This is a genomic window from Flavobacterium sp. GCM10022190 (genome assembly GCF_042656445.1).
Taxonomy (GTDB): Bacteria; Bacteroidota; Bacteroidia; order Flavobacteriales; family Flavobacteriaceae; genus Flavobacterium; species Flavobacterium nitratireducens.
Genome location: NZ_JBHSOQ010000001.1, coordinates 1,672,381 through 1,699,233, shown reverse-complemented (window position 1 = coordinate 1,699,233; position 26,853 = coordinate 1,672,381). Strand labels below are relative to the sequence as shown.

The 26,853-nt window shown below is 33.1% G+C and carries 26 protein-coding genes; 17 read left to right on the top strand and 9 right to left on the bottom strand.

Features of this window, described 5'->3' with window-relative positions; all coding sequences use genetic code 11:
* The first annotated feature begins 236 nt into the window (after window positions 1–236).
* The 7 genes from thrS (at window position 237) to ACFPTQ_RS06985 (ending at window position 6,624) form a co-directional block, all read left to right on the top strand.
* Window positions 237–2,183 (top strand): threonine--tRNA ligase, encoded by a 1,947-nt coding sequence (gene thrS / locus ACFPTQ_RS07015; RefSeq protein WP_379775520.1) that lies wholly within the window; start codon window positions 237–239, stop codon window positions 2,181–2,183.
* Window positions 2,184–2,205: 22 nt separating this feature from the next.
* Window positions 2,206–2,754 carry a translation initiation factor IF-3 gene (gene infC, locus ACFPTQ_RS07010; protein WP_278036537.1) on the top strand — a complete coding sequence of 183 codons (549 nt, stop codon included), beginning with the start codon at window positions 2,206–2,208 and terminating at the stop codon, window positions 2,752–2,754.
* Window positions 2,755–2,843: 89 nt separating this feature from the next.
* Window positions 2,844–3,041: a 50S ribosomal protein L35 gene (gene rpmI, locus ACFPTQ_RS07005; RefSeq protein ID WP_007810722.1), complete on the top strand. Its 198-nt coding sequence runs from the start codon at window positions 2,844–2,846 to the stop codon at window positions 3,039–3,041.
* A gap of 120 nt (window positions 3,042–3,161) precedes the next feature.
* Entirely contained in the window at window positions 3,162–3,506 is a 345-nt protein-coding gene (gene rplT / locus ACFPTQ_RS07000; protein WP_026714940.1) for a 50S ribosomal protein L20, read from the top strand.
* A gap of 175 nt (window positions 3,507–3,681) precedes the next feature.
* Window positions 3,682–5,412: a tetratricopeptide repeat-containing sensor histidine kinase gene (locus tag ACFPTQ_RS06995; protein ID WP_379775516.1), complete on the top strand. Its 1,731-nt coding sequence runs from the start codon at window positions 3,682–3,684 to the stop codon at window positions 5,410–5,412.
* Between the two features lie 11 nt (window positions 5,413–5,423).
* Window positions 5,424–6,095, top strand: a complete 672-nt coding sequence (locus ACFPTQ_RS06990) for a response regulator (RefSeq protein WP_379775514.1) — start codon at window positions 5,424–5,426, stop codon at window positions 6,093–6,095.
* A gap of 124 nt (window positions 6,096–6,219) precedes the next feature.
* Window positions 6,220–6,624 (top strand): hypothetical protein, encoded by a 405-nt coding sequence (locus ACFPTQ_RS06985; RefSeq protein ID WP_379775512.1) that lies wholly within the window; start codon window positions 6,220–6,222, stop codon window positions 6,622–6,624.
* Between the two features lie 13 nt (window positions 6,625–6,637).
* On the opposite strand, the gene ACFPTQ_RS06980 is transcribed toward ACFPTQ_RS06985, so the two are convergent.
* The 6 genes from ACFPTQ_RS06980 to tgt form a co-directional block, all read right to left on the bottom strand.
* Complete coding sequence (locus ACFPTQ_RS06980) at window positions 6,638–7,822, bottom strand: asparagine synthetase B (protein WP_379775582.1); 1,185 nt, start codon at window positions 7,820–7,822, stop codon at window positions 6,638–6,640.
* A gap of 113 nt (window positions 7,823–7,935) precedes the next feature.
* Window positions 7,936–9,480: a replicative DNA helicase gene (gene dnaB, locus ACFPTQ_RS06975; protein ID WP_278035155.1), complete on the bottom strand. Its 1,545-nt coding sequence runs from the start codon at window positions 9,478–9,480 to the stop codon at window positions 7,936–7,938.
* Between the two features lie 144 nt (window positions 9,481–9,624).
* The gene (locus ACFPTQ_RS06970) at window positions 9,625–10,578 is read right to left on the bottom strand and encodes an acetyl-CoA carboxylase carboxyltransferase subunit alpha (protein ID WP_379775510.1); all 954 of its coding nucleotides are present in this window, start codon (window positions 10,576–10,578) and stop codon (window positions 9,625–9,627) included.
* A 220-nt stretch (window positions 10,579–10,798) separates the two neighbouring features.
* Window positions 10,799–11,686: a DMT family transporter gene (locus tag ACFPTQ_RS06965; RefSeq protein ID WP_379775508.1), complete on the bottom strand. Its 888-nt coding sequence runs from the start codon at window positions 11,684–11,686 to the stop codon at window positions 10,799–10,801.
* Window positions 11,673–12,761, bottom strand: coding sequence for an LptF/LptG family permease (locus ACFPTQ_RS06960; protein WP_278035153.1), 1,089 nt, complete (start codon window positions 12,759–12,761; stop codon window positions 11,673–11,675). The genes ACFPTQ_RS06965 and ACFPTQ_RS06960 overlap by 14 nt, the downstream gene beginning before the upstream one ends.
* Before the next feature lie 73 nt (window positions 12,762–12,834).
* Window positions 12,835–13,965, bottom strand: coding sequence for a tRNA guanosine(34) transglycosylase Tgt (gene tgt, locus ACFPTQ_RS06955; RefSeq protein WP_278035152.1), 1,131 nt, complete (start codon window positions 13,963–13,965; stop codon window positions 12,835–12,837).
* Window positions 13,966–14,406: 441 nt separating this feature from the next.
* Between tgt and ACFPTQ_RS06950 the strand changes: the two genes are divergently transcribed.
* The 8 genes from ACFPTQ_RS06950 to ACFPTQ_RS06915 all read left to right on the top strand — a co-directional run bounded on the left by ACFPTQ_RS06950 (window position 14,407) and on the right by ACFPTQ_RS06915 (window position 21,729).
* Entirely contained in the window at window positions 14,407–15,969 is a 1,563-nt protein-coding gene (locus ACFPTQ_RS06950; protein ID WP_379775505.1) for a protein adenylyltransferase SelO, read from the top strand.
* 53 nt (window positions 15,970–16,022) lie between these two features.
* Window positions 16,023–16,583, top strand: a complete 561-nt coding sequence (locus ACFPTQ_RS06945) for an RBBP9/YdeN family alpha/beta hydrolase (protein WP_379775502.1) — start codon at window positions 16,023–16,025, stop codon at window positions 16,581–16,583.
* A 95-nt stretch (window positions 16,584–16,678) separates the two neighbouring features.
* A complete protein-coding gene (locus ACFPTQ_RS06940) occupies window positions 16,679–17,245 on the top strand; it encodes a serine protease (RefSeq protein WP_379775500.1) in 567 nt (188 codons plus the stop codon).
* Window positions 17,246–17,254: 9 nt separating this feature from the next.
* A complete protein-coding gene (locus ACFPTQ_RS06935) occupies window positions 17,255–18,769 on the top strand; it encodes a flotillin family protein (protein WP_379775497.1) in 1,515 nt (504 codons plus the stop codon).
* Window positions 18,770–18,892: 123 nt separating this feature from the next.
* A complete protein-coding gene (locus ACFPTQ_RS06930; RefSeq protein ID WP_379775495.1) occupies window positions 18,893–19,174 on the top strand; it encodes a rhodanese-like domain-containing protein in 282 nt (93 codons plus the stop codon).
* 3 nt (window positions 19,175–19,177) lie between these two features.
* The gene (locus tag ACFPTQ_RS06925) at window positions 19,178–19,492 is read left to right on the top strand and encodes a rhodanese-like domain-containing protein (protein ID WP_379775493.1); all 315 of its coding nucleotides are present in this window, start codon (window positions 19,178–19,180) and stop codon (window positions 19,490–19,492) included.
* Window positions 19,493–19,868: 376 nt separating this feature from the next.
* Window positions 19,869–20,717: a transketolase gene (locus ACFPTQ_RS06920; RefSeq protein ID WP_379775490.1), complete on the top strand. Its 849-nt coding sequence runs from the start codon at window positions 19,869–19,871 to the stop codon at window positions 20,715–20,717.
* Window positions 20,718–20,772: 55 nt separating this feature from the next.
* Entirely contained in the window at window positions 20,773–21,729 is a 957-nt protein-coding gene (locus ACFPTQ_RS06915) for a transketolase family protein (protein WP_379775488.1), read from the top strand.
* 170 nt (window positions 21,730–21,899) lie between these two features.
* Here ACFPTQ_RS06915 and ACFPTQ_RS06910 read toward each other — a convergent pair whose 3' ends face one another.
* Together ACFPTQ_RS06910 and ACFPTQ_RS06905 are read right to left on the bottom strand one after the other, a co-directional pair.
* Window positions 21,900–22,394, bottom strand: a complete 495-nt coding sequence (locus ACFPTQ_RS06910) for a hypothetical protein (protein WP_379775485.1) — start codon at window positions 22,392–22,394, stop codon at window positions 21,900–21,902.
* A 10-nt stretch (window positions 22,395–22,404) separates the two neighbouring features.
* A complete protein-coding gene (locus ACFPTQ_RS06905; RefSeq protein ID WP_379775482.1) occupies window positions 22,405–23,169 on the bottom strand; it encodes an MBL fold metallo-hydrolase in 765 nt (254 codons plus the stop codon).
* A gap of 102 nt (window positions 23,170–23,271) precedes the next feature.
* On the opposite strand from ACFPTQ_RS06905, the gene ACFPTQ_RS06900 reads away from it, so the two are divergent.
* The gene (locus ACFPTQ_RS06900; protein WP_379775480.1) at window positions 23,272–24,726 is read left to right on the top strand and encodes a TonB-dependent receptor; all 1,455 of its coding nucleotides are present in this window, start codon (window positions 23,272–23,274) and stop codon (window positions 24,724–24,726) included.
* Between the two features lie 90 nt (window positions 24,727–24,816).
* On the opposite strand, the gene ACFPTQ_RS06895 is transcribed toward ACFPTQ_RS06900, so the two are convergent.
* The gene (locus ACFPTQ_RS06895; protein ID WP_379775477.1) at window positions 24,817–25,281 is read right to left on the bottom strand and encodes a hypothetical protein; all 465 of its coding nucleotides are present in this window, start codon (window positions 25,279–25,281) and stop codon (window positions 24,817–24,819) included.
* 178 nt (window positions 25,282–25,459) lie between these two features.
* On the opposite strand from ACFPTQ_RS06895, the gene ACFPTQ_RS06890 reads away from it, so the two are divergent.
* Window positions 25,460–26,851 carry a DUF1800 domain-containing protein gene (locus ACFPTQ_RS06890; protein WP_379775474.1) on the top strand — a complete coding sequence of 464 codons (1,392 nt, stop codon included), beginning with the start codon at window positions 25,460–25,462 and terminating at the stop codon, window positions 26,849–26,851.
* Window positions 26,852–26,853: the final 2 nt, after the last annotated feature.

Sequence of the window (26,853 nt, the reverse complement as noted above, 5' to 3'; positions counted from 1 at the left end):
TTTTTACACTATACAATTATAGAAATACCGTTTTAAGCAACTTCCCTAGCACCGATAGAAATGGAAATCCTTATTGTTTTTTCTTTAAAAACAATAAGATTGAAATGAATAGCGGGAAATAGCTCCTGAAAAACACACCTATACACAATAACCAAAAAGAAACACACTATACTATAATATATATTGTATGTATTTTTTGAATACTATATATTTGCAATCTCAAAATTAAACTAACAATGATTAAGATTACTTTGCCCGATGGGTCAGTTAGAGAGTTTGCGCAAGGCGTAACTCCGATGGATGTTGCTAAAAGCATTAGCGAAGGATTTGCAAGAAATGTAATTTCAGCTTCTTTCAATGGTACAACTATTGAAACAGTAACACCATTAACAACCGACGGCAGTCTTATATTATATACCTGGAACGACCTAGAAGGAAAAAAAGCTTTCTGGCACTCTACTTCTCACGTAATGGCCCAAGCACTAGAGGAAATGTACCCTGGAATCAAATTAACTCTTGGACCTGCTATCGCTAACGGATTCTATTACGACGTAGATTTTGAAGATCAAAAAATCACTGAAGCGGATTTCAAAAAAATAGAAGATAGAGTTCTTGAGATCTCCAGAGGTAAACACGAATTTAAATTACGTCCTGTTTCAAAAGCAGAAGCTTTAGAACTATATAAAAACAATGTTTACAAAACAGAATTGATTTCGAATTTAGAGGACGGAACAATCACTTTTTGTGATCATGATACTTTTACCGACTTATGCCGAGGTGGACATATTCCAAATACAGGACTTATCAAAGCCATGAAAGTCATGAGTGTTGCTGGTGCTTACTGGAGAGGTGATGAAAAAAACAAACAATTGACTAGAGTATATGGTGTTTCATTTCCAAAACAGAAAGACCTAACTGAATATTTAGAATTATTAGAAGAAGCAAAACGTCGTGATCACAGAAAACTAGGTAAAGAATTAGAATTATTTGCTTTTTCTCAAAAAGTAGGCCAAGGCTTACCTTTATGGCTACCTAAAGGAGCTGCTTTAAGAGACCGATTAGAGCAATTCTTAAAAAGAGCTCAAAAAAAAGCAGGTTATGAGCAAGTTGTTACTCCTCATATTGGTCAAAAAGAACTATATGTTACTTCTGGTCATTATGCGAAATATGGCGCGGACAGCTTCCAACCCATAAATACTCCAGCAGAAGGCGAAGAGTTCTTATTGAAACCAATGAACTGTCCTCACCACTGTGAGATTTACAACACAAGACCTTGGTCATACAAAGATTTACCAAAACGTTACGCTGAATTTGGTACAGTTTACAGATACGAGCAATCAGGGGAATTACACGGATTAACACGTGTACGCGGATTTACTCAAGACGACGCTCATATTTTCTGTACTCCAGAACAATTAGACGACGAGTTCAAAAAAGTAATCGACCTTGTATTATATGTATTTGGTTCATTAGGATTTGAAAACTTCACTGCTCAGGTTTCATTAAGAGATCCAGAAAACAGAGAAAAATACATAGGAACAGACGAAAACTGGGAAAAAGCTGAGAATGCTATTATTAATGCTGCACGTGACAAGGGATTAAATACTGTTGTCGAATACGGTGAAGCAGCTTTCTACGGACCTAAACTGGATTTCATGGTAAAAGATGCTTTAGGGAGACAATGGCAATTAGGAACAATCCAAGTTGACTACAACCTTCCAGAGCGTTTTGAACTAACATACAAAGGATCAGACAATGAACTTCACCGACCAGTGATGATTCACCGTGCTCCTTTTGGTTCTATGGAACGCTTCATAGCAATTTTACTAGAACACACAGCAGGAAATTTCCCCTTATGGTTAATGCCAGAGCAGGCTATAATCTTGTCTTTGAGCGAGAAATATGAAAATTATGCCAAAAAAGTTTTAGATTTGCTAGAAAATCACGAAATTCGCGGGCTAATTGACAACCGAAACGAAACAATTGGTAAAAAAATCAGAGATGCAGAGTTGCAAAAAATCCCATTTATGCTGATTGTTGGAGAGGAAGAGGAGAAAAACGGAACAATTTCCATACGTCGTCAGGGTCAAGAAGGAAAAGCAAACATCAGCGTTACAATTGAAGAATTTGTCAGAATTGTAAACGAAGAAATAAACAAGACATTAAAAGTATTTACTGTTTAACTTAAATTTTATAGCCATAGCAATAAGAAACAATAGAGGTTTCCAACCTCGAGTAGAAAAAAAAGATGCGCACAGAATAAACAATCTTATTCGTGTGCCGGAAGTACGACTAGTAGGTGAAAATGTAGAGCCAGGAGTTTTTAAAACAGCAGATGCTTTGCGATTAGCTGATCAACTTGAATTAGATTTAGTCGAAATTTCGCCAAATGCTGATCCACCGGTTTGTAAAATCATGGATTACAAAAAGTTTGTTTATGAGCAGAAAAAACGAGAAAAAATTCTAAAAGCGAAATCCTCACAGGTTGTCGTTAAAGAAATTCGTTTCGGTCCTCAAACAGATGAGCATGATTATGAATTTAAAAGAAAGAACGCCGAAAAATTCCTAAAAGAAGGAGCTAAATTAAAAGCATTTGTTTTCTTTAAAGGACGTTCTATTATTTATAAAGATCAAGGTCAAATCTTATTATTAAGATTAGCAACAGATCTAGAAGAATTTGGTAAAGTAGAAGCTTTACCTGTTCTTGAAGGAAAAAGAATGATTATGTTCATTGCTCCTAAGAAAAAGAAATAGTTAAAGTTTAAAACAATAAGTGTAACTGCTTTTATTTTAAACTAAACATAAAATAAGTAAGTAAGAATAAATTCAAAAAACTAGGAAAAATGCCTAAAATGAAAACAAAATCTAGCGCTAAGAAACGTTTTAAAGTTACTGGCTCTGGAAAGATTAAAAGAAAGCATGCTTTTAAAAGTCACATCTTGACTAAAAAATCTAAGAAACGTAAATTAGCTTTGACACACTCAGCGCTAGTTCACTCTACAGATATGAAAAGTATCAAACAACAATTAAGAATTATCTAATCGACAAAAGTCTTTAGATAAATTTCTTTAGGTTAAAACAATTTAATAACCTTGGAGTATGGCCAATAAGTACCCTTGATTAAATTCGGGTCGCCTGCTACAAAAATAAAAGTAAAAATTATGCCAAGATCGGTAAATTCAGTTGCTAAAAGAGCAAGAAGAAAAAAAATAATGAAACAAGCCAAAGGTTTCTTTGGTCGTCGTAAAAACGTTTGGACAGTAGCTAAAAACGCGGTAGAAAAAGCAATGCTTTATGCTTACCGTGACAGAAAGCAAAACAAAAGAAACTTCCGTTCACTTTGGATTCAACGTATTAACGCTGGAGCTAGATTAGAAGGAATGTCTTATTCTCAATTTATGGGTAAAGTAAAAGCTAACGGAATCGAATTGAACAGAAAAGTTCTTGCAGATTTAGCAATGAACCACCCAGAAGCTTTCAAAGCAGTACTTAACAAAGTAAAATAAACGTTTTATCAACTCAATTTAAGACTACTTACTTATATAGAAAACCTCATCCGCTTAAGCGTGATGAGGTTTTTTTATTTACACTAAATTTAATTCAAATACACCCTACTATTTTCAATATAAACCACCTCACATTTTAACGAAAAATAGTATTTTAGTACTAGATTTCCTTACTATGAATTACCAAAAGTACCCCAAAAAAATTAAATATTTTATTTATCTCATAATTACTCTTTCCCTTAACGCTTGTGTACAAAAGAAAGAGCCGATTGAAGTATTGAAAGATAAAAAACAAGTTAACAAATATTACCAACTTGCCAATAACTATTATGACAACAATAAATACGATAGCGCCTTTTATTATGCTAACAAAATAAGATTAGATATTAATCCTAAATTGGAGCTAAAAAAATATGCTACTAACATGTTTATAATAGTAACATGTCAACAATTAAAAGGCGATTATACTGGTGCAGAAAATTCAATTATTGAAACACTATCCTTAACTGAAAAATTTAATAATCAAAAAAATAATTTTAAATTTTATGCAATGCTTGGTAGTAATTATTTATACTTAAAGCAATATGAAGAAGCTTTATATTACTATAATAAAACCTTAAAATATAAAATAGAAAAAAAACGAAAAATAGCAAGTTATATTAATATTGGATACACTTATATTTTACTAAACAGAATTGATAAGGCTATTCAAGTATACGAAAGGCTTTTAAATTTAAAAGGAATCAAAAATAATAAAAATGATTATTCAACAATTCTTAATAATTATGGGTATTGCCTATTCAAACTTGGAAATATTAATGCTATAAAATTCCTAAATAAATCCTTTCTTTTAAGATTAAAAATGGATTCAACAGCGGATAATGATTACTATTTAACATCAAACTATTTCTATCTTCATGAATATTATGCAAATAAAAACAAACCTAATTCCTATAAATATGCCAAATTATTATATCAAAAAGCGACTGAATACAATAATCCTGATGATCGCTTAATAGCGCTAAGTCTATTGATCAAAAACACTGAAGGAAGTGAATCCAAAAAATACGCATTAAAATACATCTCTCTGAATGATAGTATAACCGATATTAGGCAAAAAGCAAAAAATTTCTTTGCCAAACTAAAATTCGATTCTAAAAAAGAGAAAGAAGAGAATATAAAATTAAAAACAGAAAGAGAACTACTAACTGCACAAGAGAGAAACAAAAATATTGTAACAACTTTTGTTATCACTATATTATTAATAATTACAGGTTTTATTTATTATTACCTTATCGAAAAAAACAAAAAGGAGAAACTACAAACTGCCTACAATACTGAAACAAGGATTGCAAAAAAACTGCACGATGAATTGGCTAATGAAATCTATCAGACAATTAATTTTGCTGAAACACAAGATTTATCCTCACCGAATGTATCAGAAAAACTGTTAGAGAACTTAGATAACATATATGCAACTACCAGAAATATATCAAGAGAAAACAACTATATAGAAACAGAGCATCTATTTTCTGAAAACTTAAAAGAAATGATCGCTAGCTTTAATAGTAAAACAACAAATATTATAATCAATGGTTTAGAGGAACTTGATTGGACAAGTATATCTAAATTAAAAAAAATCACCATTTATAGAGTAATTCAGGAACTTTTAGTAAACATGAAAAAACATAGTAAAAGCACACTTGTTCTTCTTTCCTTTAAAAAGAAAGAAAACAAATTACATGTTAATTATTACGATAATGGTATAGGAATCGATTTTGAAAAACCTATTAAGAAAAATGGACTTCAAAATATCGAAAATAGAATTTCTACTATCAATGGGAAAATTACATTTGAGAAAAACCAAAATAAAGGATTAAAATCCAATATCACTATTCCAACATAACAATCCTATTTATGTTTAAAAAAGTATTAATTGTAGAAGATTTAGATTCTATCATAGAAACTATAAAAACGACATTAGAGAAATTAGCTATTCCTCAAATTGAACATGTAAAATATTGCGATGACGCTATTATAAAAATAAAAAAAGCCCAACATGACAAAACACCATTTGAACTCATAATAAGCGACCTATCATTTAAAGAAGACCATCGTGAAAACAAAATTAAGAATGGAGAAGAACTTATTACAGCTATAAAAAAAATTCAACCAGAAATAAAAACCATAATATTCTCCATAGAGGACAAATCATTCAAAATAAATTCACTTTTTGATATTCAAAAAATCAATGCTTATGTTGTAAAAGGCAGAAATAGCATAAACGATTTAAAAACTGCTGTATTAGAAACGTACAAAAACAACACAAGGATTCTCCTACCTGAAGATCAAAAACACTCTTTAAATAAAAAAGCAATAATAGAAATTGAAGCCTATGACATTCAATTACTACAGCTATTGTCTAAAGGATATATAATATCCGAAATTACTACTGAATTCAAAAAATTAGAAATCCATCCAAATAGCAATAGTAGTATTGAAAAAAGAATCAACAAACTCAAAACTTACTTTAAAGCTAACAACAATGTTCACTTAATTACCATAACAAAAGATTTGGGCTTGATTTAATTGTCAAAAAAAAAAACTAAATAAAATAACCAAACCAATTTACGGTTTTCCGTAAAAAAACCTCCTTTATTCGTTCTAAATTTGTTCCATACCAAAAACAAATTGAAACAATAAACGAAAAACTATGATCCCCCTAAGTAGTTATTTTAGAGTGTTTTTTATTGGATTACCCATTATTGTAACTTCATGCTTGAATGAAGGAAATCAAATTACCGATAAAGAAAAAACTATACCATCCTATCTAAAAATAGGTTCATCTACGAAAACAAGCAAAAAAAGTAACGACCAGCTATACTACCATTCCGAATCAAAAAATAAAAAATTTGATCATCAAATAGTAGGAAAGGACGAAAATGGTAAACTCGTAAGAGGGTATATTAATATTGAATCAGAAATAGGAATAGGTGTAGTCAAAAAAGAAGATGACCCAAATGAAATTGAAATAATCAGCGAACATATCAATTCTAACAGCATAATGGCAACTGACATCAATGGATACCATTACAAATTAAAGCTAGACAAAGAATAAAATATTTTTTTTTCTAGGTCTTCTGATTCTTCTTCCTTGCAGCAGGAAACAAAACATTATTTAAGATTAATCGATATCCTGGAGAATTAGGATGCAAATCTAAAACTGTTGGAGCATCACCCACTTTATGTTGGTAATCTTCGGGGTCATGACCTCCATAAAAGCTAAACATCCCTTTTCCTTTTTGTCCATGAATATAACGCACTTCTCCATTTAGCTCACAGCTTCCAAGATTAAGAACATTAGTTTTGATTAGATTAGCATCAAATGAAGTGGTTTGTCCCATAAAACCTTTAATAAGCTGCGTATGATTTTGACATAACATACTCGGAATTGGATCCCATTTGGCCGAAAATTCCATTAGTGTGAAATAATCTTTTTCCATCGGCACAACCCTTTTTTCGGTCATATCAATATCAGAAAACTCATAACGATCTGATCTACGTTCTAAAATAAAATCTTTAAAAGCAAAAGAATTACCATAATTAAGTTGAGATTGGTAATTAGGAGAACTTGGATCACCATCAAACATCGATTCACATATATCAATATTATCAGCAGCTAAAGCAATATCAAAACTATCAGTTGCAGAACACATTGCAAACATAAAGCCTCCGCCTACTACAAAATCTCTAATTTTTTTAGCAACAGCACCTTTTTCTTGAGATACTTTTGAAAACCCTAATTTCTGAGCTAAGTTTTCAGCCTCTTTTTTTTGTTCGATATACCAAGGAGCATTTCGATAAGAACCATAAAATTTACCATATTGACCAGTAAAATCTTCATGATGTAAATGCAACCAATCATAGAGTACTAATTGGTCACTTAAAACTTCTTCATCATAAATTGCAGTAAAAGGAATTTCGGCATAAGTTAATACCAGTGTAACTGCATCGTCCCAGGGCTGTTTGCCTTTAGGAGTATAAACAGCTATTTTGGGTGCTTTTTCCAAAATAACATTCTCCATATTTTGAGAAGGACTTGCTATTTCGTCTAAAATAGATTGTTGTTCAGCATCTGAAATCAGTTCAAAACTCACACCTCTAATCTGACATTCTTTTCGAATTTCAGGAGCATCAGGTAATAAAAAAGAACCTCCACGATAATTGAGGAGCCAACTAGCTTTATACTTTTTTTCTAAACACCAATAGGTGATTCCGTATGCTTTTAAGTGATTTTGCTGCGTAGTTTCATCCATGGGCAACAAAATAAAAGAAGCTTTCACTGAGAAAGAAACTAAAACAATAGTAAAAAAAGCTATTTTTCTAAAAAGCATATGATGTTTTAATTTCAAATATAACTTATTTTAGCTTAAAACGGCATATCATCATCATCATCGTCATTTAAATTACTTCCAAAAGCCTCATGAGGAGATGGTAAATTTTTAGTAATAAACGAATTATCATCTTGATTCATAGAAGACGGTAAATCATCATCATATCCGCTGTTGTAATCATCTAAATTATCAAACTTACCTAAATGCCCTAAGAATTTTAAACGCACGTTTTCAATTCCACCATTACGGTGTTTTGCAATCATAATTTCGGCTTGACCAGCTGTTGGAGCAGCCTCATCATCATCCCACTCTTCAATCTTATAATATTCCGGACGGTACAAAAACGATACAATATCAGCATCTTGCTCAATAGCTCCCGATTCACGTAAGTCAGATAATAACGGTCTTTTACTTGAACCACGAGTTTCTACAGCACGCGATAATTGTGAAAGTGCAATTACAGGCACATTTAATTCTTTGGCTAAAGCTTTTAGGTTACGAGAAATTGTAGAAATTTCCTGCTCACGGTTTCCTCCTCCTTTTTGATTTCCACCCGCTGTCATCAACTGCAAATAATCGATAATAATTATCTTAATTCCATGTTGCGAAGCTAAACGTCTGGCTTTTGCTCTTAAGTCGAAGATAGAAAGCGAAGGAGTATCATCAATAAACAATGGTGCTTTTTCTAAATCTTTAACTTTAGTACTTAACATAGTCCACTCATGCGGTTCTAATTTACCTGTACGTAATTTTTCAGAAGACAAACCTGTTTCAGAAGAAATCAAACGAGTAATTAACTGAACTGAAGCCATCTCAAGGGAAAAAATTGCCACTCCATGACCGTAATCGATAGCCATATTTCGAGCCATTGACAATACAAATGCGGTTTTTCCCATTGCAGGTCGGGCAGCAATAATAATTAAGTCACTTGGTTGCCATCCTGAAGTTAATTTATCTAAATTAGTAAATCCAGTTTCAACACCACTTAAACCTTCTTTTTTACTAATCTCTTCAATTTTCTTTTTTGCTTGTAAAACTAAACTTTGAGCTGTTTCAGAACTACGTTTGATATTCCCCTGAGTTACTTCATATAATTTAGATTCCGCTTTATCTAATAAATCAAATACATCAGTAGTTTCATCATAAGATTCTTCAATAATTTCGTTTGAAATTCGAATCAAACTTCGTTGGATAAATTTCTGAAGAATAATCCTTGAGTGAAATTCAATATGTGCAGAAGAGGAAATTTTTTGTGTAAGCTGAATTAAATAAAAATCACCACCCGCAACATCTAATTTTCCATTCTTCTTCAATTGGGCAGAAACAGTTAATAAGTCAATTGGTTGTGTTTCTGTAAACAATTGAACAATAGCCTCAAAAATATGTCTATGAGCATCTTTGTAAAATGCATCAGGTTGTAGAATATCAATTACATCATCTACCCCTTTTTTATCAATCATCATTGCTCCAAGCACAGCTTCCTCTAAATCAACAGCTTGCGGAGGTAACTTCCCTTTTTCCAGGTTTATTATTGTAGATTTATCGACCTTAACCGGTTTTACATTTTTGAAATTTTCCATACAACGAAAGTAACACAAATTTTAAAAAAAACACACTTTAGTTATTACTAGAACTTGTTTATAAATGAAGTTTTTTTGTTTATAACCCAAAAAAAATCCGTCTCGTTCAGGAACGAGACGGATTGTATATTTAAAATGTAGTTGTTATTCTTTAAACTCCCCCATTTTAGTGTATTTATCCATTCTCTGAGCAATTAATTCAGTTGTTGATAAATCTTTCAATTCATTGTATCCTTTCAAGATATATTCTTCAACTGTTTTAAAAGTAGTTTCTCTATCATAGTGAGCACCTCCTAGTGGTTCTGGAATTACATCATCCACTAATTCTTGTTTTTTCATGTCGGCAGAAGTCAACTTTAAAGCTTCCGCTGCTTTCTCTTTGTATTCCCAGCTTTTCCATAAAATTGAAGAACAAGATTCTGGTGAAATTACTGAATACCAAGTATTTTCTAACATATAAACGCGGTCTCCTACTCCAATTCCCAAAGCTCCACCCGAAGCACCTTCACCTACAATGATAGAGATAATAGGCACTTTAAGCAAAACCATTTCGTAAATATTTCTTGCAATAGCTTCTCCTTGTCCACGCTCTTCAGCTTCTAATCCTGGGTATGCTCCTGGAGTATCAATTAAAGTTACTACTGGAATTCCAAACTTTTCAGCCATTTTCATCAATCGTAATGCTTTACGATATCCTTCAGGATTAGCCATCCCGAAATTTCTATATTGACGTGTTTTAGTATTGTATCCTTTTTGTTGACCAACAATCATAAAAGATTGACCACCAATTTTCCCTAAACCACCTACCATCGCTTTATCGTCCTTGAAACCTCTATCTCCATGAAGCTCTAAAAAAGTATCACCACAAAGACCTCTTATATGATCCAAAGTATAAGGACGACTTGGATGCCTTGATAATTGTACACGTTGCCAAGCGGTAAGATTTTCGTAAATCTTCTTTTTGGTTTCAATTAACTTATCATTAATCTGATTACATGTAGCAGTCACATCAACATCTGATTCTTGTCCAATAATTTGGCATTTTTCTAATTGCTCTTCTAGTTCTTTTATTGGAAGCTCAAAATCTAAATATTCCATAGGATTTGTGCGTTATTATTTTATTTGGAAGTGCAAATATAAAACTTTAAATCATTTACACCTGCTAATTTTTTTATTTTGTATTGGATGGCAAAGATACAAGCTGTTTAATAATCCTTAAACAAAAAAGTAAAAAACATTACTAGACTAATTTTCAAAGAATAACAAAAAATATCCATTTAATCATCCCATTTAACAACTAACTTTTTATAAAAAAAAGCTATTGTTTTTTACCCGAATTTTTATATTTCAAAATCCCATTCAAAATCACTACGGCTATTATTAACAGCGCACCTCCATAAAAAGAAACACTCATCTTTTCTTTTTCACCAATAATGAAAAAAGCCAAAATAATACCATAAACGGGTTCCAAATTCGTTGTTAGCATTACTGTATAAGGACTTAATTGTTTCATCACCTTTACAGAAGCGGTAAAAGCGTATGCAGTACAAATGGACGACAAAAGAAACAACAATGACCAATTAGTCAGTGAAACATTAAAAAAATCAAGCGTAAACTTATTTTGAAAAACAAAATAGCAGCTAATAAATAAAACCCCAGCCAAAAACTCGTAAAAAGTAATTACTGCCGAATCATGTTTTTGAATCAATTTTCCATTAAATAAGGTAAATAGCACTCCTAAAACAATGGAAACAAATGCGTAAATCATCCCTTGTAAATACCCCATCTCAACTTGCATAATAACCGAAAGCGCTACTAATATAATGATACCAAAAAACACTTCGTACCACAACACTTTTCTACCATAAAACAAAGGTTCTAAGAGGGATGCCAAAAAAGCCCCTAATGAAAAGACAGACAAGGTTATTGAAACATTTGAAACATGAATTGCATGAAAGAAAAAAATCCAATGCAAAGCGATTAATAAACCTACCAAGGTTAACTGCAAGAGAGAAGTCCAAGTAATACGGAATGATTTTTTAGAAAAACCAATATAAAATCCTAAAAAAACAGAAGCCATAAGCATTCTATACCATACAATTTCATCGGCTGGAATAGAAATCAAAGCTCCCAAAACAGCTGTAAAACCCCAAATAAAAACAATTAAATGAAGGTGTAAATAACTTTTAAGTTTATCGTTTGGCATTGCGAAGTAAATAAACAGCCAGTATACTGAAAATGAAATTTGAAAACCATACGGCTACAAATGGTGAAAATGTAGATTTTTCGGCCAATACTCCAAAAATTTTATCAAAAAACACAAATCCGAATGCTACGGCTATACCAATACTAAGGTTCATACCCATACCTCCTCGTCTTTTCATTGAAGAAACGGCAACGGCTATAATTGTCAAAATAAACGCCGATACAGGAACACTAAATTTTTTATATAAAACTACCATGTAGGTATTTATATTAGATGAACCACGCTTTTTTTCTTTATCAATAAAATCGAATAATTCATCCAAACGCAGCGTCTCGGCAATGTAAACAACTGGTGTTAAATCCTCTAATTCAAATTTAAATTTTACATTTTTTTCAGCTGCAGTTTCAAGTTTATCATCTACTTTACCTACCGTTCTTTTGGTATAATCAAACAAGGTGTAAGTACTATCTTTTTCATTCCATCTGATTCTGCTGGCCGTAATTTTGGAAACCATTTTTTCCTTCTCAAATTTTTCCAAAGCAAAATTAAAAGCCATCTTAGAAGCTGGATTAAAATTACTTACATACAAAAACTCTTTATCGTTGAGTCTTCTATACACATCCGTATTATCCCCCCTCATCCGTTCTTTTCCATCTCTTCGCAGATAGGTATAACGAAAATTATTAAAACCCTCACTCGACACTGGAACTACATAAAATCCCATCAATAAGACAAAAATCGAAATTATGGTAGCACCAATGAAATAAGGTCTTAAAAATCGTGTAAACGAAATCCCTGAACTTAAAATTGCAATAATTTCGGTATTATTAGCCAATTTTGAAGTAAACCAAATTATCGATAAGAAAAGAAATATCGGAAATAAGGCATTTGCAAAATAAATGGTAAAATGATAATAATAAATAACAATGGCTAGAAAAGGAACTTTATTCTCGATCATAAAGTTAATTTTCTCTGAGACATCAATGATAATTCCAATAGGAATAAACATCAACAACATAGCCGCAAACGTGGCTAAATATCTTTTTAAGATGTACTTATCTAGTATTGTTAACATATTTTCAAGTTAGAGGTTAGAAGTTAGAAGTTAGAAGTTAGAAAACTCCCAGCTCCAAGCTTCCAGCTTTGTTTTACAACCGTTGACTCATATTTTTCACCATCATTTCTTTCCATGGCCTAAAATCACCAGCTAAGATATGTTTTCTAGCCTCGCGAACTAGCCACATATAAAAACCTAAATTGTGAATGGTGGCAATTTGCTTTCCTAAAAATTCATTTGCAGCAAAAAGATGACGCAAATAAGCCTTAGTATATTCTGTATCTACAAATGTAATTCCCATTTCATCAATTGGCGAAAAATCATTTTCCCATTTTTTATTTTTGATATTAATGGTACCATTAGCAGTAAACAACATTCCGTTACGGGCATTACGTGTAGGCATTACACAATCAAACATATCAATTCCTAGAGCAATATTCTCTAAAATATTAATTGGTGTACCCACTCCCATCAAGTAACGAGGTTTGTCTTCTGGTAAAATTTCTGTAACCACTTCAGTCATGGCATACATTTCTTCGGCTGGTTCCCCTACGGAAAGACCTCCAATTGCATTACCTACTTGACCTGAATTAGCAATATATTCTGCCGACTGACGTCTTAAATCTTTATAAGTACTTCCTTGAACGATAGGAAAAAAAGCTTGGTCATAACCATATTTCACGGGTACTTTTTCTAAATGATTAATACAACGATCCAACCATCGGTGGGTCATGTGCATCGAACGCTTTGCATAATTGTAATCACATGGATAAGGTGTACACTCGTCAAAGGCCATGATAATATCAGCCCCAATTGTGCGCTGAATTTCCATTACATTCTCTGGCGTAAAAGTGTGATAGGAACCATCAATATGCGATTTAAACTTTACTCCTTCTTCCTTAATTTTTCGGCTATTAGAAAGCGAATACACTTGATAACCTCCTGAATCAGTCAAAATATTACGATCCCAGTTCATGAATTTATGCAATCCGCCTGCTTCCTCTAAAATTTTAGTCTGCGGACGCAAATACAAATGATATGTATTCCCTAGAATAATATCTGGATTAATATCATTTTTTAATTCTCTTTGGTGCACTCCTTTTACCGAAGCAACGGTGCCCACTGGCATAAAAATAGGCGTTTCAATTACACCGTGATCTGTGGTAATACTTCCTGCTCTGGCTTTAGAAAGTGGGTCTTTTTGTAATAAATCAAACTTCATATTAAGGTTTTATCCCAATTGTTTTCCCGACTATTCGGGTGCGCAAAGATAGTCTAATTTATAAAAACATAATCATATTTAACAGCAAACTAAGACTTCTCAAAAAGCATTTGGGCGTATCCCTGCCTCCACTTCGTTCCGGTAGGGTCGGGCTATCCGTTTCAATCTTTTATTTTTCTTTTTTTTCAAAGAAAAATAAAAGGATTTCCACTGCTATCCCTTACGCAAAAAAACAACGTTTTTTTCACCATTATGAAATTAAGCCTTCCCTAATCTTTCACAACTTATATTAACTTTTAAAAACCCTAATTCTTAAATTAAGTTTATACGACTCCTGTCTCGACAAGAAGCGGATATATGGTTCAAAAAAACTCTTAATCGCCTTAATTCTTAATGATGAATATAAATGCTAACTTTGTAATACCAATAATTACAATAACAATGAAACTCAACATCCAAGATACTTTCAACAAAGAACTACCCGCCGACCCAATTACAGAAAACTACGTTCGTCAAGTCGAGCAGGCTTGTTTTTCATTTGTTACCCCAACACAAACTGCTAATCCTGAAATTATTCATATTTCTCCTGAAATGCTGGAAAATTTAGGATTATCTTCAGAAGATGCTTTATCAGAGGAATTCAAAAAAATATTCACAGGAAACGAAGTTTTAGCCAATACCCAACCTTATGCGATGTGCTACGGAGGACACCAATTTGGCAACTGGGCAGGACAATTAGGCGATGGTCGCGCGATAAATCTAACCGAGATTGTTCACCATAATAAACGCTGGGCAATCCAACTTAAAGGGGCTGGAAAAACCCCCTATTCCAGAACTGCCGATGGACTAGCAGTTTTGCGTTCCTCCATTCGTGAATATTTATGCAGCGAAGCCATGTTTCATCTTGGCGTTCCTACTACCAGAGCTTTATCTCTGGCTTTATCAGGTGATAAAGTTTTAAGAGACGTACTTTACAATGGTAATCCTGCTTATGAAAAAGGAGCCATTGTTAGTCGCATTGCTCCTAGTTTTTTACGTTTTGGAAATTACCAAATCCTTGCGGTTCGCAATGATATTGAGACACTGAAAACATTGGTTAACTATACTATAAAGCATTTCTATCCCGAAATTGGAGAACCATCTAAAGAAAATTATTTGAAATTTTTCAAAAAAGTGTCCAAAAATAGCCTTGAAATGGTCATTCACTGGCAACGCGTGGGTTTTGTACACGGCGTAATGAACACCGATAATATGTCTATTCTAGGCTTGACTATTGATTATGGTCCTTATGGCTGGCTGGAAGGTTACGATTATGGCTGGACTCCTAATACTACCGACTCCCAACACAAACGTTACCGTTATGGAAACCAACCCAATATAGTACTTTGGAATTTATACCAATTAGCGAATGCTATATATCCATTAATTGAAGAAACAGAAGGATTAGAGCAAGTTTTAGCCGATTTTGGTACTAGTTTCGAAAACAAATATTTAGACATGATGTGTTCTAAAATTGGCCTTTTCACTCAAGATGAAAACGATCAAAAACTCATTCAGGAATTAGAGAACAATTTGCATCTGACAGAAACTGACATGACAATTTTCTATAGAAACCTAAGTCGTTTTCAAAAAGAAAAACCAGTGCAAGGTATCATGATTATTCAGGATGCTTTTTATAGTTCTATTGAAGAATTTCCTAAAATTACGGAAGCTTGGACCAACTGGTTTACAAAATATGCGACGCGTTTACAATTAGAAACCGCAACCGATACAGAACGTGCCGAAAAAATGAATCTTGTTAATCCAAAATATGTGCTTCGTAATTATATGGCGCAATTAGCCATCGATGCCTCCGACAAAGGTGACTATAGCTTGATTGATGAACTTTTCAACTTATTGAAAAATCCATATTCTGAACAAGAAGACCAGAAAAAATGGTTCGCTAAACGTCCTGATTGGGCAAGAAACAAAGTAGGTTGCTCGATGTTGTCGTGTAGTTCTTAAACTATTTCTATTAAGTAAATTCAAATCATTACCCTATTTTAGTTTCAATTTCTATGCAACACACCTTATTAATAGTTCCCGGATTAGGAGATTCGACAACAGGACATTGGCAAGACAATTGGTTACATCATTTTCCAAATGCAAAAAAAGTAGTTCAGGACAATTGGAACGAACCTCAACTACAAGATTGGTTAAGCAATCTCGATGCAACTATCAAAAGTATTGATACCCCCATTATTATTGTAGCGCATAGTCTTGCCGTCTCATTGATAGCCCATTGGTCACAACAAAATGATACTAGCAAAATTGCTGGCGCTTTACTCGTAGCTCCCGCCGATGTAGAATCATCCGACCATACTCCGGAAGAAATTTGGAACTTCGCTCCTATCCCTTTAGGACCATTAAAATATCCTTCTATTGTAATTACCAGTTCTAACGATCCTTATATTTCAGTTGAAAGAGCGGAATTTTTAGCTAAAAACTGGGGAAGCCTTTTTTATAATGTTGGCCCTAAAGGACATCTTAATTTAGCATCGCAATTAGGATTTTGGGAAGAAGGACAAAAATTCCTTGAACTTTTACTTCAGCAAATCCAAGAAAGCGAACAAAATTAAAAATCATACTATTTTTTTTACACATATATACTTATTTGGTAAGTAATTTCATTATGTTTGTATAACTACTAATAAAACAATAAAAAGTTATACCCATGGAATTACTAGAATCCCTAGACCCTGTACTTAAAACCTTTTGGTATATTGCTATCCCGACGACCTTAATTTTTGCGATTCAAACTGTAATGACATTTTTAGGTGTTGACTCGACAGATGGCCTTCAAGCTGATTTTGATAGTGACCTTAGCGGTGGCGATACTACATTTCAATTATTTTCTTTGCGAAACCTCATCAACTTTTTATTAGGTTTTAGTTGGACTGGCATATCATTTTTCAATATCATAAACAATACTATTGTATTGATTAGTGTTGCCTTTTTTGTGGGCTGTGTATTTGTTTTTTTATTTTTTATAATCATCAAACAAGTCCAAAAATTAGAAGAAGACAACTCTTTTAAAATCGAAAACACCCTAAATAAATCGGCAGAAGTTTACCTAACAATTCCTGAAAAAAAATCAGGAAAAGGAAAAATCATGATTAGCATCAATGGAAGCTTTCATGAGTTGGAAGCTATGACAGAGCATACTGAGAAAATTACTTCAGGCAATGTGGTAAAAATCATAAAAATTGAAAACAATATTATAATCGTTCAACCTATTTAAACACAATCAATGACACCTATTTTTATTATTGCAGTAGCAGCTGTTGTCTTTTTTGCAACTATTTCAGCCCTAATATCCAGATACAAACGATGTCCATCGGATAAAATATTAGTCATTTACGGAAAAACTGGAGGTACTTCTGCCAAATGTGTTCATGGTGGAGGAGCTTTTATTTGGCCTGTGATTCAAGATTATGCTTTCTTAGATTTAAAACCTTTATCTATTGAAGCTAATTTGACCAATGCTTTGAGCAGACAAAATATCCGTGTGGATGTTCCTTGTCGTTTTACCATTGCCATCTCTACAGAAGCCGATAGCATGAATACGGCAGCTGAACGATTATTAGGTTTAACTTCTGAACAAATTCAAGAATTAGCTAAGGATATTCTTTTCGGGCAATTACGTTTGGTTATCGCTACGATGACTATTGAAGAAATTAACTCTGACCGAGATAAATTTTTAGATAATATTTCGAAAAACGTAGATAGCGAGTTGCGCAAAATTGGTCTTAAACTGATTAACGTAAACGTAACCGATATCAAAGACGAATCAGGCTATATTGAAGCTCTTGGAAAAGAAGCTGCCGCAAAAGCCATCAATGAAGCTAAAATTTCTGTTGCTGAACAGGAAAAAATTGGGGAAACCGGAAAAGCTTTGGCCGATAGAGAAAAAGATACTCAAATTGCCGAAACGCACAGAGATCGTGACGTAAAAATTGCCATCACTCAAAAAGATCGAGAAATCAGTATTGCTGCAGCCTCAAAAGATGAAGCTATTGGAAAAGCCGAAGCTGAAAGAGATACAAGAGTTAAAACTTCGGAAGCGAATGCAATTGCGATCAAAGGTGAAAATGAAGCCAAAATAGCTATTGCTAATTCGGAAGCAATTCGTAGAGAAAAAGAGGCTGAATCCCTTCGTATTGCAATTGCTGCCGAAAAAGTACAACAAGCAAAAGCCCTAGAAGAATCATATATTGCAGAACAAAAAGCCGAAACAGCTCGTTCTGAAAGAGAGCGTTCGACACAAATTGCCAATGTGGTAATTCCTGCCGAAATCGCAAAACAACGTGCTATTATTGAAGCACAAGCCGAAGCCGAAAGAATTAGAGAAAGTGCAAAAGGAGAAGCCGATGCGATTTATGCAAAAATGGAAGCCGAAGCAAAAGGTTTATACGAAATTCTTACCAAACAAGCTGAAGGTTACAAACAAGTGGTAGAAGCCGCAGGTGGCGACCCTGGTCAAGCATTCCAATTACTATTAATTGAAAAATTACCTGAATTGGTTAAAACCCAAGTGGAAGCGGTTAAAAACATCAAAATTGACAAAATTACCGTTTGGGATTCAGGAAATGGAACCGACGGAAATGGCTCAACAGCAAATTTTGTTTCAGGAATGATGAAAACGGTTCCTCCACTAAACGATTTATTCAATATGGCTGGATTAAATTTACCGAGCTATTTAAAAGGAGAAAATCAAGTAATCCCGGAAAACACCAATTTAGACAAAGAAGAAGAAATTAAATAAATCAAGAATTACAAAAACCAAAGCCTTGCTCAGTCAAGGCTTTTTTCATTTATAACTCGTTTGTAACAAAAGTTACTGTTTAAGCTGTTTAGTTCAATTAGTTTTGCTCAAAAAATATAAATAATGAACTTAGAAAATATACTAAAGCAAAACCTAGGAACGATAGTGGATGTTCGCTCTTATGGAGAATTCATGGGAGGTCATGTCTCTGGCGCTATTAACATTAGCCTGAATCAAATAGCTGAAAAACTAGAAGAAATAAAGCAACTTAAAACACCTTTAATCTTATGTTGCGCCTCGGGTTACAGAAGCGGACAAGCACAAAATTTTCTCGCCCAACACAACATTGAATGCTACAATGGCGGTTCTTGGTTAGAAGTAAACTATTATCAATCAAAACAATAAAAAATGATTCAATTCTTAAAAAAAATATTTGGTAATACTACCCAAATTAATTTTAGCGATTTACTCAAAGAAGGCGCAATTATATTAGATGTTCGAACAGCTGCCGAATTCAAACAAGGTCACATTAGTGGTGCCATAAACGTACCTCTAAATGAACTAGAAAATTATATTTTGAAACTAAAAAAAGATCAAACTATTATCACTTGTTGTGCTTCTGGAATGAGAAGTGCATCGGCTGTAAAATTTTTAAAAGCAAATAATTTTTCACATGTTCACAATGGTGGTGGATGGAATAATTTAGCAAAAAAACTAGTCTAAAGGTTTATTTTAACCAACGAAACCGATTGCATTTTGCAACAATAGTTAATTAAATTGTTAAAATATCACAAAACATCTACAAGAGATAGTCGCAAATAAATTTCATTTTTTTAAAAATCGTTTCAAAAAAATAAAACATTAAAAAAATACCTTCTATTTCATCAATTCAGTAATTACAATAGTTAGCTGAGTATTCAATTAAAACAATTAGTGTGTTTTTTACATTTATAAATTAAAACTTCTCTATTTGTACTACCAAAAAAACTAAACTTACAGATGTATTGCGAATACATTTGAAATCAAACTATTCCAAAAATCATTTGTCTTACGGCAAAATAAAAATTACATTTGCAGCAGTTTAACTTTTACAATCAAAATGAAACCTAACACTCAACAATTAAACGATTTAATTATCCAAGTAAGAAGAGACATCCTTCGAATGGTACACGCTGTTAACTCAGGTCACCCAGGAGGTTCTCTTGGTTGTACCGAATTTTTGGTAGCCTTGTATCAAAACATAATGGACCGCAAAGAAGGTTGGGACATGGACGGTATTGGTGAAGATTTATTCTTCTTATCAAACGGTCATATCTCTCCCGTATTCTATAGTGTTCTTGCACGTAGTGGTTATTTTCCAGTATCAGAATTAGCGACTTTCCGTTTGTTAAATTCTAGATTACAAGGACACCCAACTACACATGAAAACTTACCTGGAGTACGTATTGCATCTGGATCTTTAGGTCAAGGGATGTCAGTTGCAATTGGAGCTGCTCAAGCCAAAAAATTAAACAACGACAATCACCTTGTTTATACACTTCATGGAGATGGTGAATTGCAAGAAGGTCAAAACTGGGAAGCTATCATGTATGCTTCTGCAAAAGGAGTTGACAATTTAATTGCCACTGTTGACCTTAACGGAAAACAAATCGACGGAACAACAGACGAAGTTTTATGTATGGGAAGTCTTCGCGCTAAATTTGAAGCATTTGATTGGGATGTTCTTGAAATTAAAGAAGGAAATAATCTTGAAGCAATTATTGCTGGAATGAATGAGGCAAAATCTAGAACAGGAAAAGGTAAACCAGTATGTGTTTTACTATACACTGAAATGGGTAATGGTGTAGATTACATGATGTACAGTCATGCATGGCACGGTAAAGCACCTAATGATGCTCAACTAGAAAATGCTTTAGCTCAAAATCCTGAAACTTTAGGAGATTACTAAAAAGTATCCAGTAATTAGTGTTCTGTAGAATGCTATCAAAAATCTAAATTAGAAAATGAAAAAATATATAAATACAGGAAGTAAAGATACTCGTTCAGGTTTTGGAGTGGGTATGACTGAATTAGGTCAAAAAAATGAAAACGTAGTAGCACTTTGTGCAGATTTAATTGGATCATTAAAATTTGATGATTTCAAAAAAAATCACCCAGAGCGTTTTTTCCAAATTGGAATCGCTGAAGCAAACATGATTGGAATTGCTGCTGGTTTAACTATCGGTGGAAAAATTCCATTTACAGGAACTTTCGCTAACTTCTCAACAGGAAGGGTTTACGACCAAATTCGTCAATCAGTTGCTTATTCAGATAAAAACGTAAAAATCTGTGCTTCTCACGCTGGTTTAACTTTAGGAGAAGACGGTGCTACTCACCAAATCCTTGAAGATATCGGTTTGATGAAAATGTTACCAGGAATGACTGTTATCAACACTTGTGACCACAACCAAACAAAAGCGGCTACAATCGCTCTTGCAGATCACCACGGTCCAGCATATTTGCGTTTTGGTCGTCCAGTAGTTCCTAACTTTACTCCTGCTGACGAACCTTTCATCATTGGAAAAGCAATTATGTTAAACGAAGGAACTGATGTAACAATTGTTGCCACAGGTCACCTAGTTTGGGAAGCTTTAATTGCTGCTGAAAAATTAGAAGAAAAAGGAATTTCTGCTGAAGTAATCAACATTCATACTATTAAACCATTAGACGAAGAAGCTATTTTAAAATCGGTGGCTAAAACAGGATGTATTGTTACTGCTGAAGAACACAACTACCTTGGAGGACTTGGAGAAAGCATTGCTGGTGTATTAGCCGTAAACAATCCAACTCCACAAGAATTTGTTGCTGTTAAAGATAGTTTTGGTGAATCAGGAACTCCAGAGCAATTAATGGAAAAATACAAATTAAACAATCAAGCAATTTTTGAAGCTGCTGAAAAAGTGTTAGCTAGAAAAAAATAATTTGATTCAACCTATAAAAAAATCCCGTTCAGTTGATGAACGGGATTTTTTTGTATCAAATCAAATCTAAATTGTACTTATATTTTCTAAACTCAAAAATAATTAAAAACCAAGACTTTAAAAACTTAAATGACTTATATGTTCTAAAAAATCAAAAGCAGGAAAAGATTTTATTTCGCATATAAAAAAGACTGCATCACTTCAAAAGAGATGGTTTCGTCTTCGTTTACAAAATATTTCAACAAAACTTCACCCCACATTTTTCCATCACTATAATCTGCAATAATCCATCGGTGGTTTAAAACTTTCACCTTATTGATAATAAACTTGTTCTCCCCTATTTGATCTTGCCCTACATAAGGATTCCCTTTAGGATTCGAATTCAAATCCATTAATTTTTCTGTTACAATAGGAATCAACTTTTCATAAGCTATTGGCTTACTTGACGAATCTAAATAGTTTTGAGCATTTTCATTTTTTTCTAACGAAAAATAATTAGCATCATTTAATTTCAAAGTCAGCGAATTCAAACTATCTTTTAATCTCTTAGTTGTTCTTTTATAGCGTTCTTGTTCAAATTTTACTTCATTACTTAAAAACGAATACGTAAAAACATTAATTAGCACTAATAAAATAAAGGTATATAACAAAAATGATCTTTTCATTGTATAAAATTTACAGGGTGATTTCTAAATTATCGTAGGCAAGGAATACGTTTTCAGGAAGTTTTTGCTGTACTTCTTCATGAAAACCCATAATATGACTTATATGGGTTAAATAAGCCTTTTCGGGCTTTACTAGAGCAATAAAGGCCAAAGCTTCTTCTAAATTAAAATGGGAAAAATGAGGTTCTTCGCGTAATGCATTTACCACCAAAACTTTTAAATTTTTAAGTTTTTCTACCTCAGCGGTTTCGATAGTCTTTACATCCGTTAAATAAGCAAAATCATCAATGCGATAACCAAAAACTTGTAAATCGCCATGCATCACATTAATAGGAACAGCGACTTTATCTCCAATTGAAAAAGGTTCATCATTACTTACCTCTATCGTTTTTACAGATGGTGCACCTGGATATTTATTAACCGTTTCAAATACATAATCAAAACGACTTTTCATATTAGCAATTACTCTTTCGTGAGCATAAATAGGCATTTCACCTTGTCTAAAATTAAAGGGTCTTATATCATCTAAGCCAGCAGTATGATCTGCATGTTCATGGGTAAAAATAATACCATCTACTTTATGACAATTAGAAGCCAACATTTGTTGTCTAAAATCAGGACCACAATCAATTACATACGAATATTCATCCCAACGAATCAATACAGAAACACGAAGACGTTTGTCTTTACTATCTGAACTTTTACATACGGGATGATCACTCCCAATAACTGGAATTCCCTGAGAGGTGCCTGTACCTAAAAAATATACCTTCAAATCCTAAATTTTTCACAAAAATAGGATTATTTATCTTTTATTAGGCTAGCTATTTAATTAACTTTGTAACATCAGGCAAAAACATAAATTTAAACTAAAAAAATGGGTAGCGAAATAAAACTAAAAGGAGATAGAGTGATTGCTCAAATCCCTTCGATTAAAGACAAGGCACTACGTATCAATTTAAACGAAAATATTTATGGAACATTTGCCGAAATTGGCGCTGGACAGGAAACCGTAAGACATTTTTTTAGAGCTGGAGGTTCTTCTGGTACTATAGCAAAAGCAATGTCGGCCTATGATAAAGACTTTAGTGATGCCGTTTATGGTGTTGAAAAAGACGGAAGATATGTAACTGAAAACCGCCTAAAAAAAATGCTTTCGCACGAGGTTAGCCTTATTGAAAAGCGACTAAATCGTGACAAACATCCCAACAAATTATTTTTTAGCTACGCCAATACGGTTGCCACAATCGATTTTGCAAAACAATTTAAAGGACATGGATGGGTAGGAATCAGCTACCAACTAGACCCTAACGAAGATTACAACGAAATAATTCTTCATATTCGTTTTAAAGAAACAGATGCCCGATTACAACAAGAAACACTCGGTATTTTAGGGGTTAACCTAATTTACGGTGCTTTTTATAAATACGATGATCCTAAAAAATTATTACGCTATTTATACGATCACTTAGATAAAGACCAACTAGAAATAGACACTATCAATTTTTCGGGTCCTCGATTTGCAGAAGTAGACAATCGTTTAATCAGTTTACAATTAGTAAAAAATGGTATGACTGATGCCGTAATGTTCAATCCTAAAGGTAAAAACATTCTACCAGCTGCTGTACTATACAAAAAAAACATCCTAGCTATACGAGGAAGTTTCCGTCCTGTTACTAAGGTGAACATGGACATGTACGAGAAATCGCTGAAGATGTTCCTTGAAGAAAATAAGGTGGAAAAAGAAAATACCTTGGTTGTTTTTGAAATTACTTTATCGAACTTACGTTCGGATGGTGAAATTGATGAAAGAGATTTTATGGATCGTGCCGAATTACTTTGTTCGCTAGGGCAAACCGTAATGATTTCTAATTTCCAGGAATACTATAAAGTAGTAGAATATTTTGCTAATTATACAAAAGCCCGCATGGGACTTGCCATGGGAGTTAACAACTTAGTAGATATTTTTGACGAAAAATACTATCGTCACCTAAGTGGGGGAATCTTGGAAGCTTTTGGTAAATTATTCTTCCGTGACATGAAAGTTTTATTGTACCCAATGCTAGATGAAAACGGAGAAGTAACCACTTCGGAAAATTTAAAAGTTCATCCTCGAATGAAAGAATTATACAAATTCTTCAAGTTTAACGGTAAAGTAATCGATGTAGAAGATTACAATCCAGAAAACCTTAAAATATTCTCTCGTGAAGTTCTTAAAATGATAAATAGAGGAAAAACAGGATGGGAACCAATGTTACCGAAAGGAGTTGCTGAAATTATCAAAGAGAAAAAACTATTTGGTTACGACCCAAATAAAGTTTATGTAGAATAAGCGCCAAATTAATAAACAAAGAAGCCGTCTTAAGCAATAATTTAAGACGGCTTCTTTGTTTTCAATTCATTCCCTTAAAAGAATAAAAAATTAAAGCCCTAATCGCAAACTAGGTGTTCCCACACTAATTCTTGTACTTACTGAGCTAGGACTACTATAGGTACTTTGATAATACGGTCTTTCATAACCATAGTAATAAAAACTCGCATGACTGTAAAACATAGGATCATGATTACAGTGCCCATTACAATGATCATAATGTTCGCTATAGGCTTCTTTTTTACTAGCAATATAAGCACGATAGGCTTTTCGATCTTTGGCTTTCAAGTTCTTTTCATATTCCTTTTGTTCTTTCCAAAAAGCTTTCTCATCAGCCTTTGTTTTTGCTGTAAATGTCAATTCGTATCGCGCATCTTCTGCACCACGTTTTTGATAATAACTCATTTTATCTGTGGAAATATTGGCTTTAGTCTCATTTTTTAAGTTTACTTCTTGAGCTTCAGCTGCAAATAATCCTAGAAAAATAAATGCAATTACTGTTTTTATTGTCTTCATAATAGTACTTTTTTAATGATTAATAAAACTACTTGTGATAATAAGACAACTAAAAACTCGTTTTCCCTACCCAAGTACTTCCTATTTTTATTAAAAAAACTCAATTAAACCTTTTGCGTTATTAATTATCTTAACCAAAGCAACCATCAAAAAACCACAAATCTAAATGCAACTGCTTATGAATCCTAATTCACTTTGGTCTCTCCGTTTAGGTTTTTCAAACCAACAAGCTCAAAAAATTGAAAAAATGGGAATATCAAAATTCCTACAGGCTTCTTTCGAAACAGAATATGAAAATAGTATCCCTGACTTTCTAAAAGACAGCCCAAAATCATTAGCTGATTTAAGAGCGCTCCGAAAAAAATCAATAGCACTTACTGAAGATAAAAAAAAGGAATTTCTTAGACAGGAAGCGCTAACTTCAATAGAAATGAAATCATGGTGGATAGACAAAATGAAAAACGATAATTTCCCTCTTAGGGAAAAAATGACCTTACTATTACACAATCATTTTGTGGCAACATTTCAAAAAGTAAAGGTTAATTATTGGGTTTTTGAACACAATCAATTACTAAGGAAACATGCTTTTGGGAACTTTAAAGAATTAACTAAAGCGATTATCAAAAGTAATGCAATGCTTCGCTATTTAGATAATGTAGATAATAGAAAAGGGAAAATCAATGAAAATCTTAGCCGAGAATTACTCGAGCTTTTTACTCTAGGCATAGGTAATTATACCGAAGACGATATTAAAAATGGAGCAAAAGCCTTAGCAGGACTTGGACTTGGAGAAAATGGAGGTATTTATCGCGACCGAATTGCTGATAACGATGAAATTGTATATTTTGGCAAAAAAGGACATTTCAAAGCAGATGATTTAGTAGATATCATTTTCAAACAAAAAAATAGCCCTTATCTTTTTACTCGAAAAATTTTGGAATGGTTTATTTACGATACACCGAGTGAAGCACTAGTAACCTACTATGGAGATTATTTTAGAAAGCAAAATTTTGAAATAAAACCCCTATTAGAAAAAATAGTCACGGAAGAATTTGACAAAAAAACGGCGGGTTCTAAAATCAAAAACCCTTTAGAATACAGCCTCCAGATTCTTTCAGAATTACAAATAAACCCAAGGTCAAACCGTCCTCTGGTGGCTTTCCTGAAGGCACAAGGAATGGATTTATTTAACCAACCAAACGTAAAAGGCTGGGAAGGTGGTAAATCTTGGTTGACTTCTCAAATTTATTTACAACGTAACAATCTGGCTGATTTGTATTGCAGTGGAAGAGAAATTTTCAACCAAAAAACCAAAGAAAATAGGATGGAAGAAAATAATAGTCCCAATTTTAGAAAAACGATGGTCAATTTAAGTTGGAAAACAGGAACAAACAAACAAATTATACGTGAATTATCAGACAGACTACTATTCCAAGTTGACAATGAAAGCCAAAAAGACTTTGAAACAATTTTAAAATACGATTTTGATTCGCAAGCTCAAAATGCCAATCAAGCTGTTTTAAGACTATTCAATGCAATGGTAAAAGAACCTGAATTTCAATTGATTTAAAA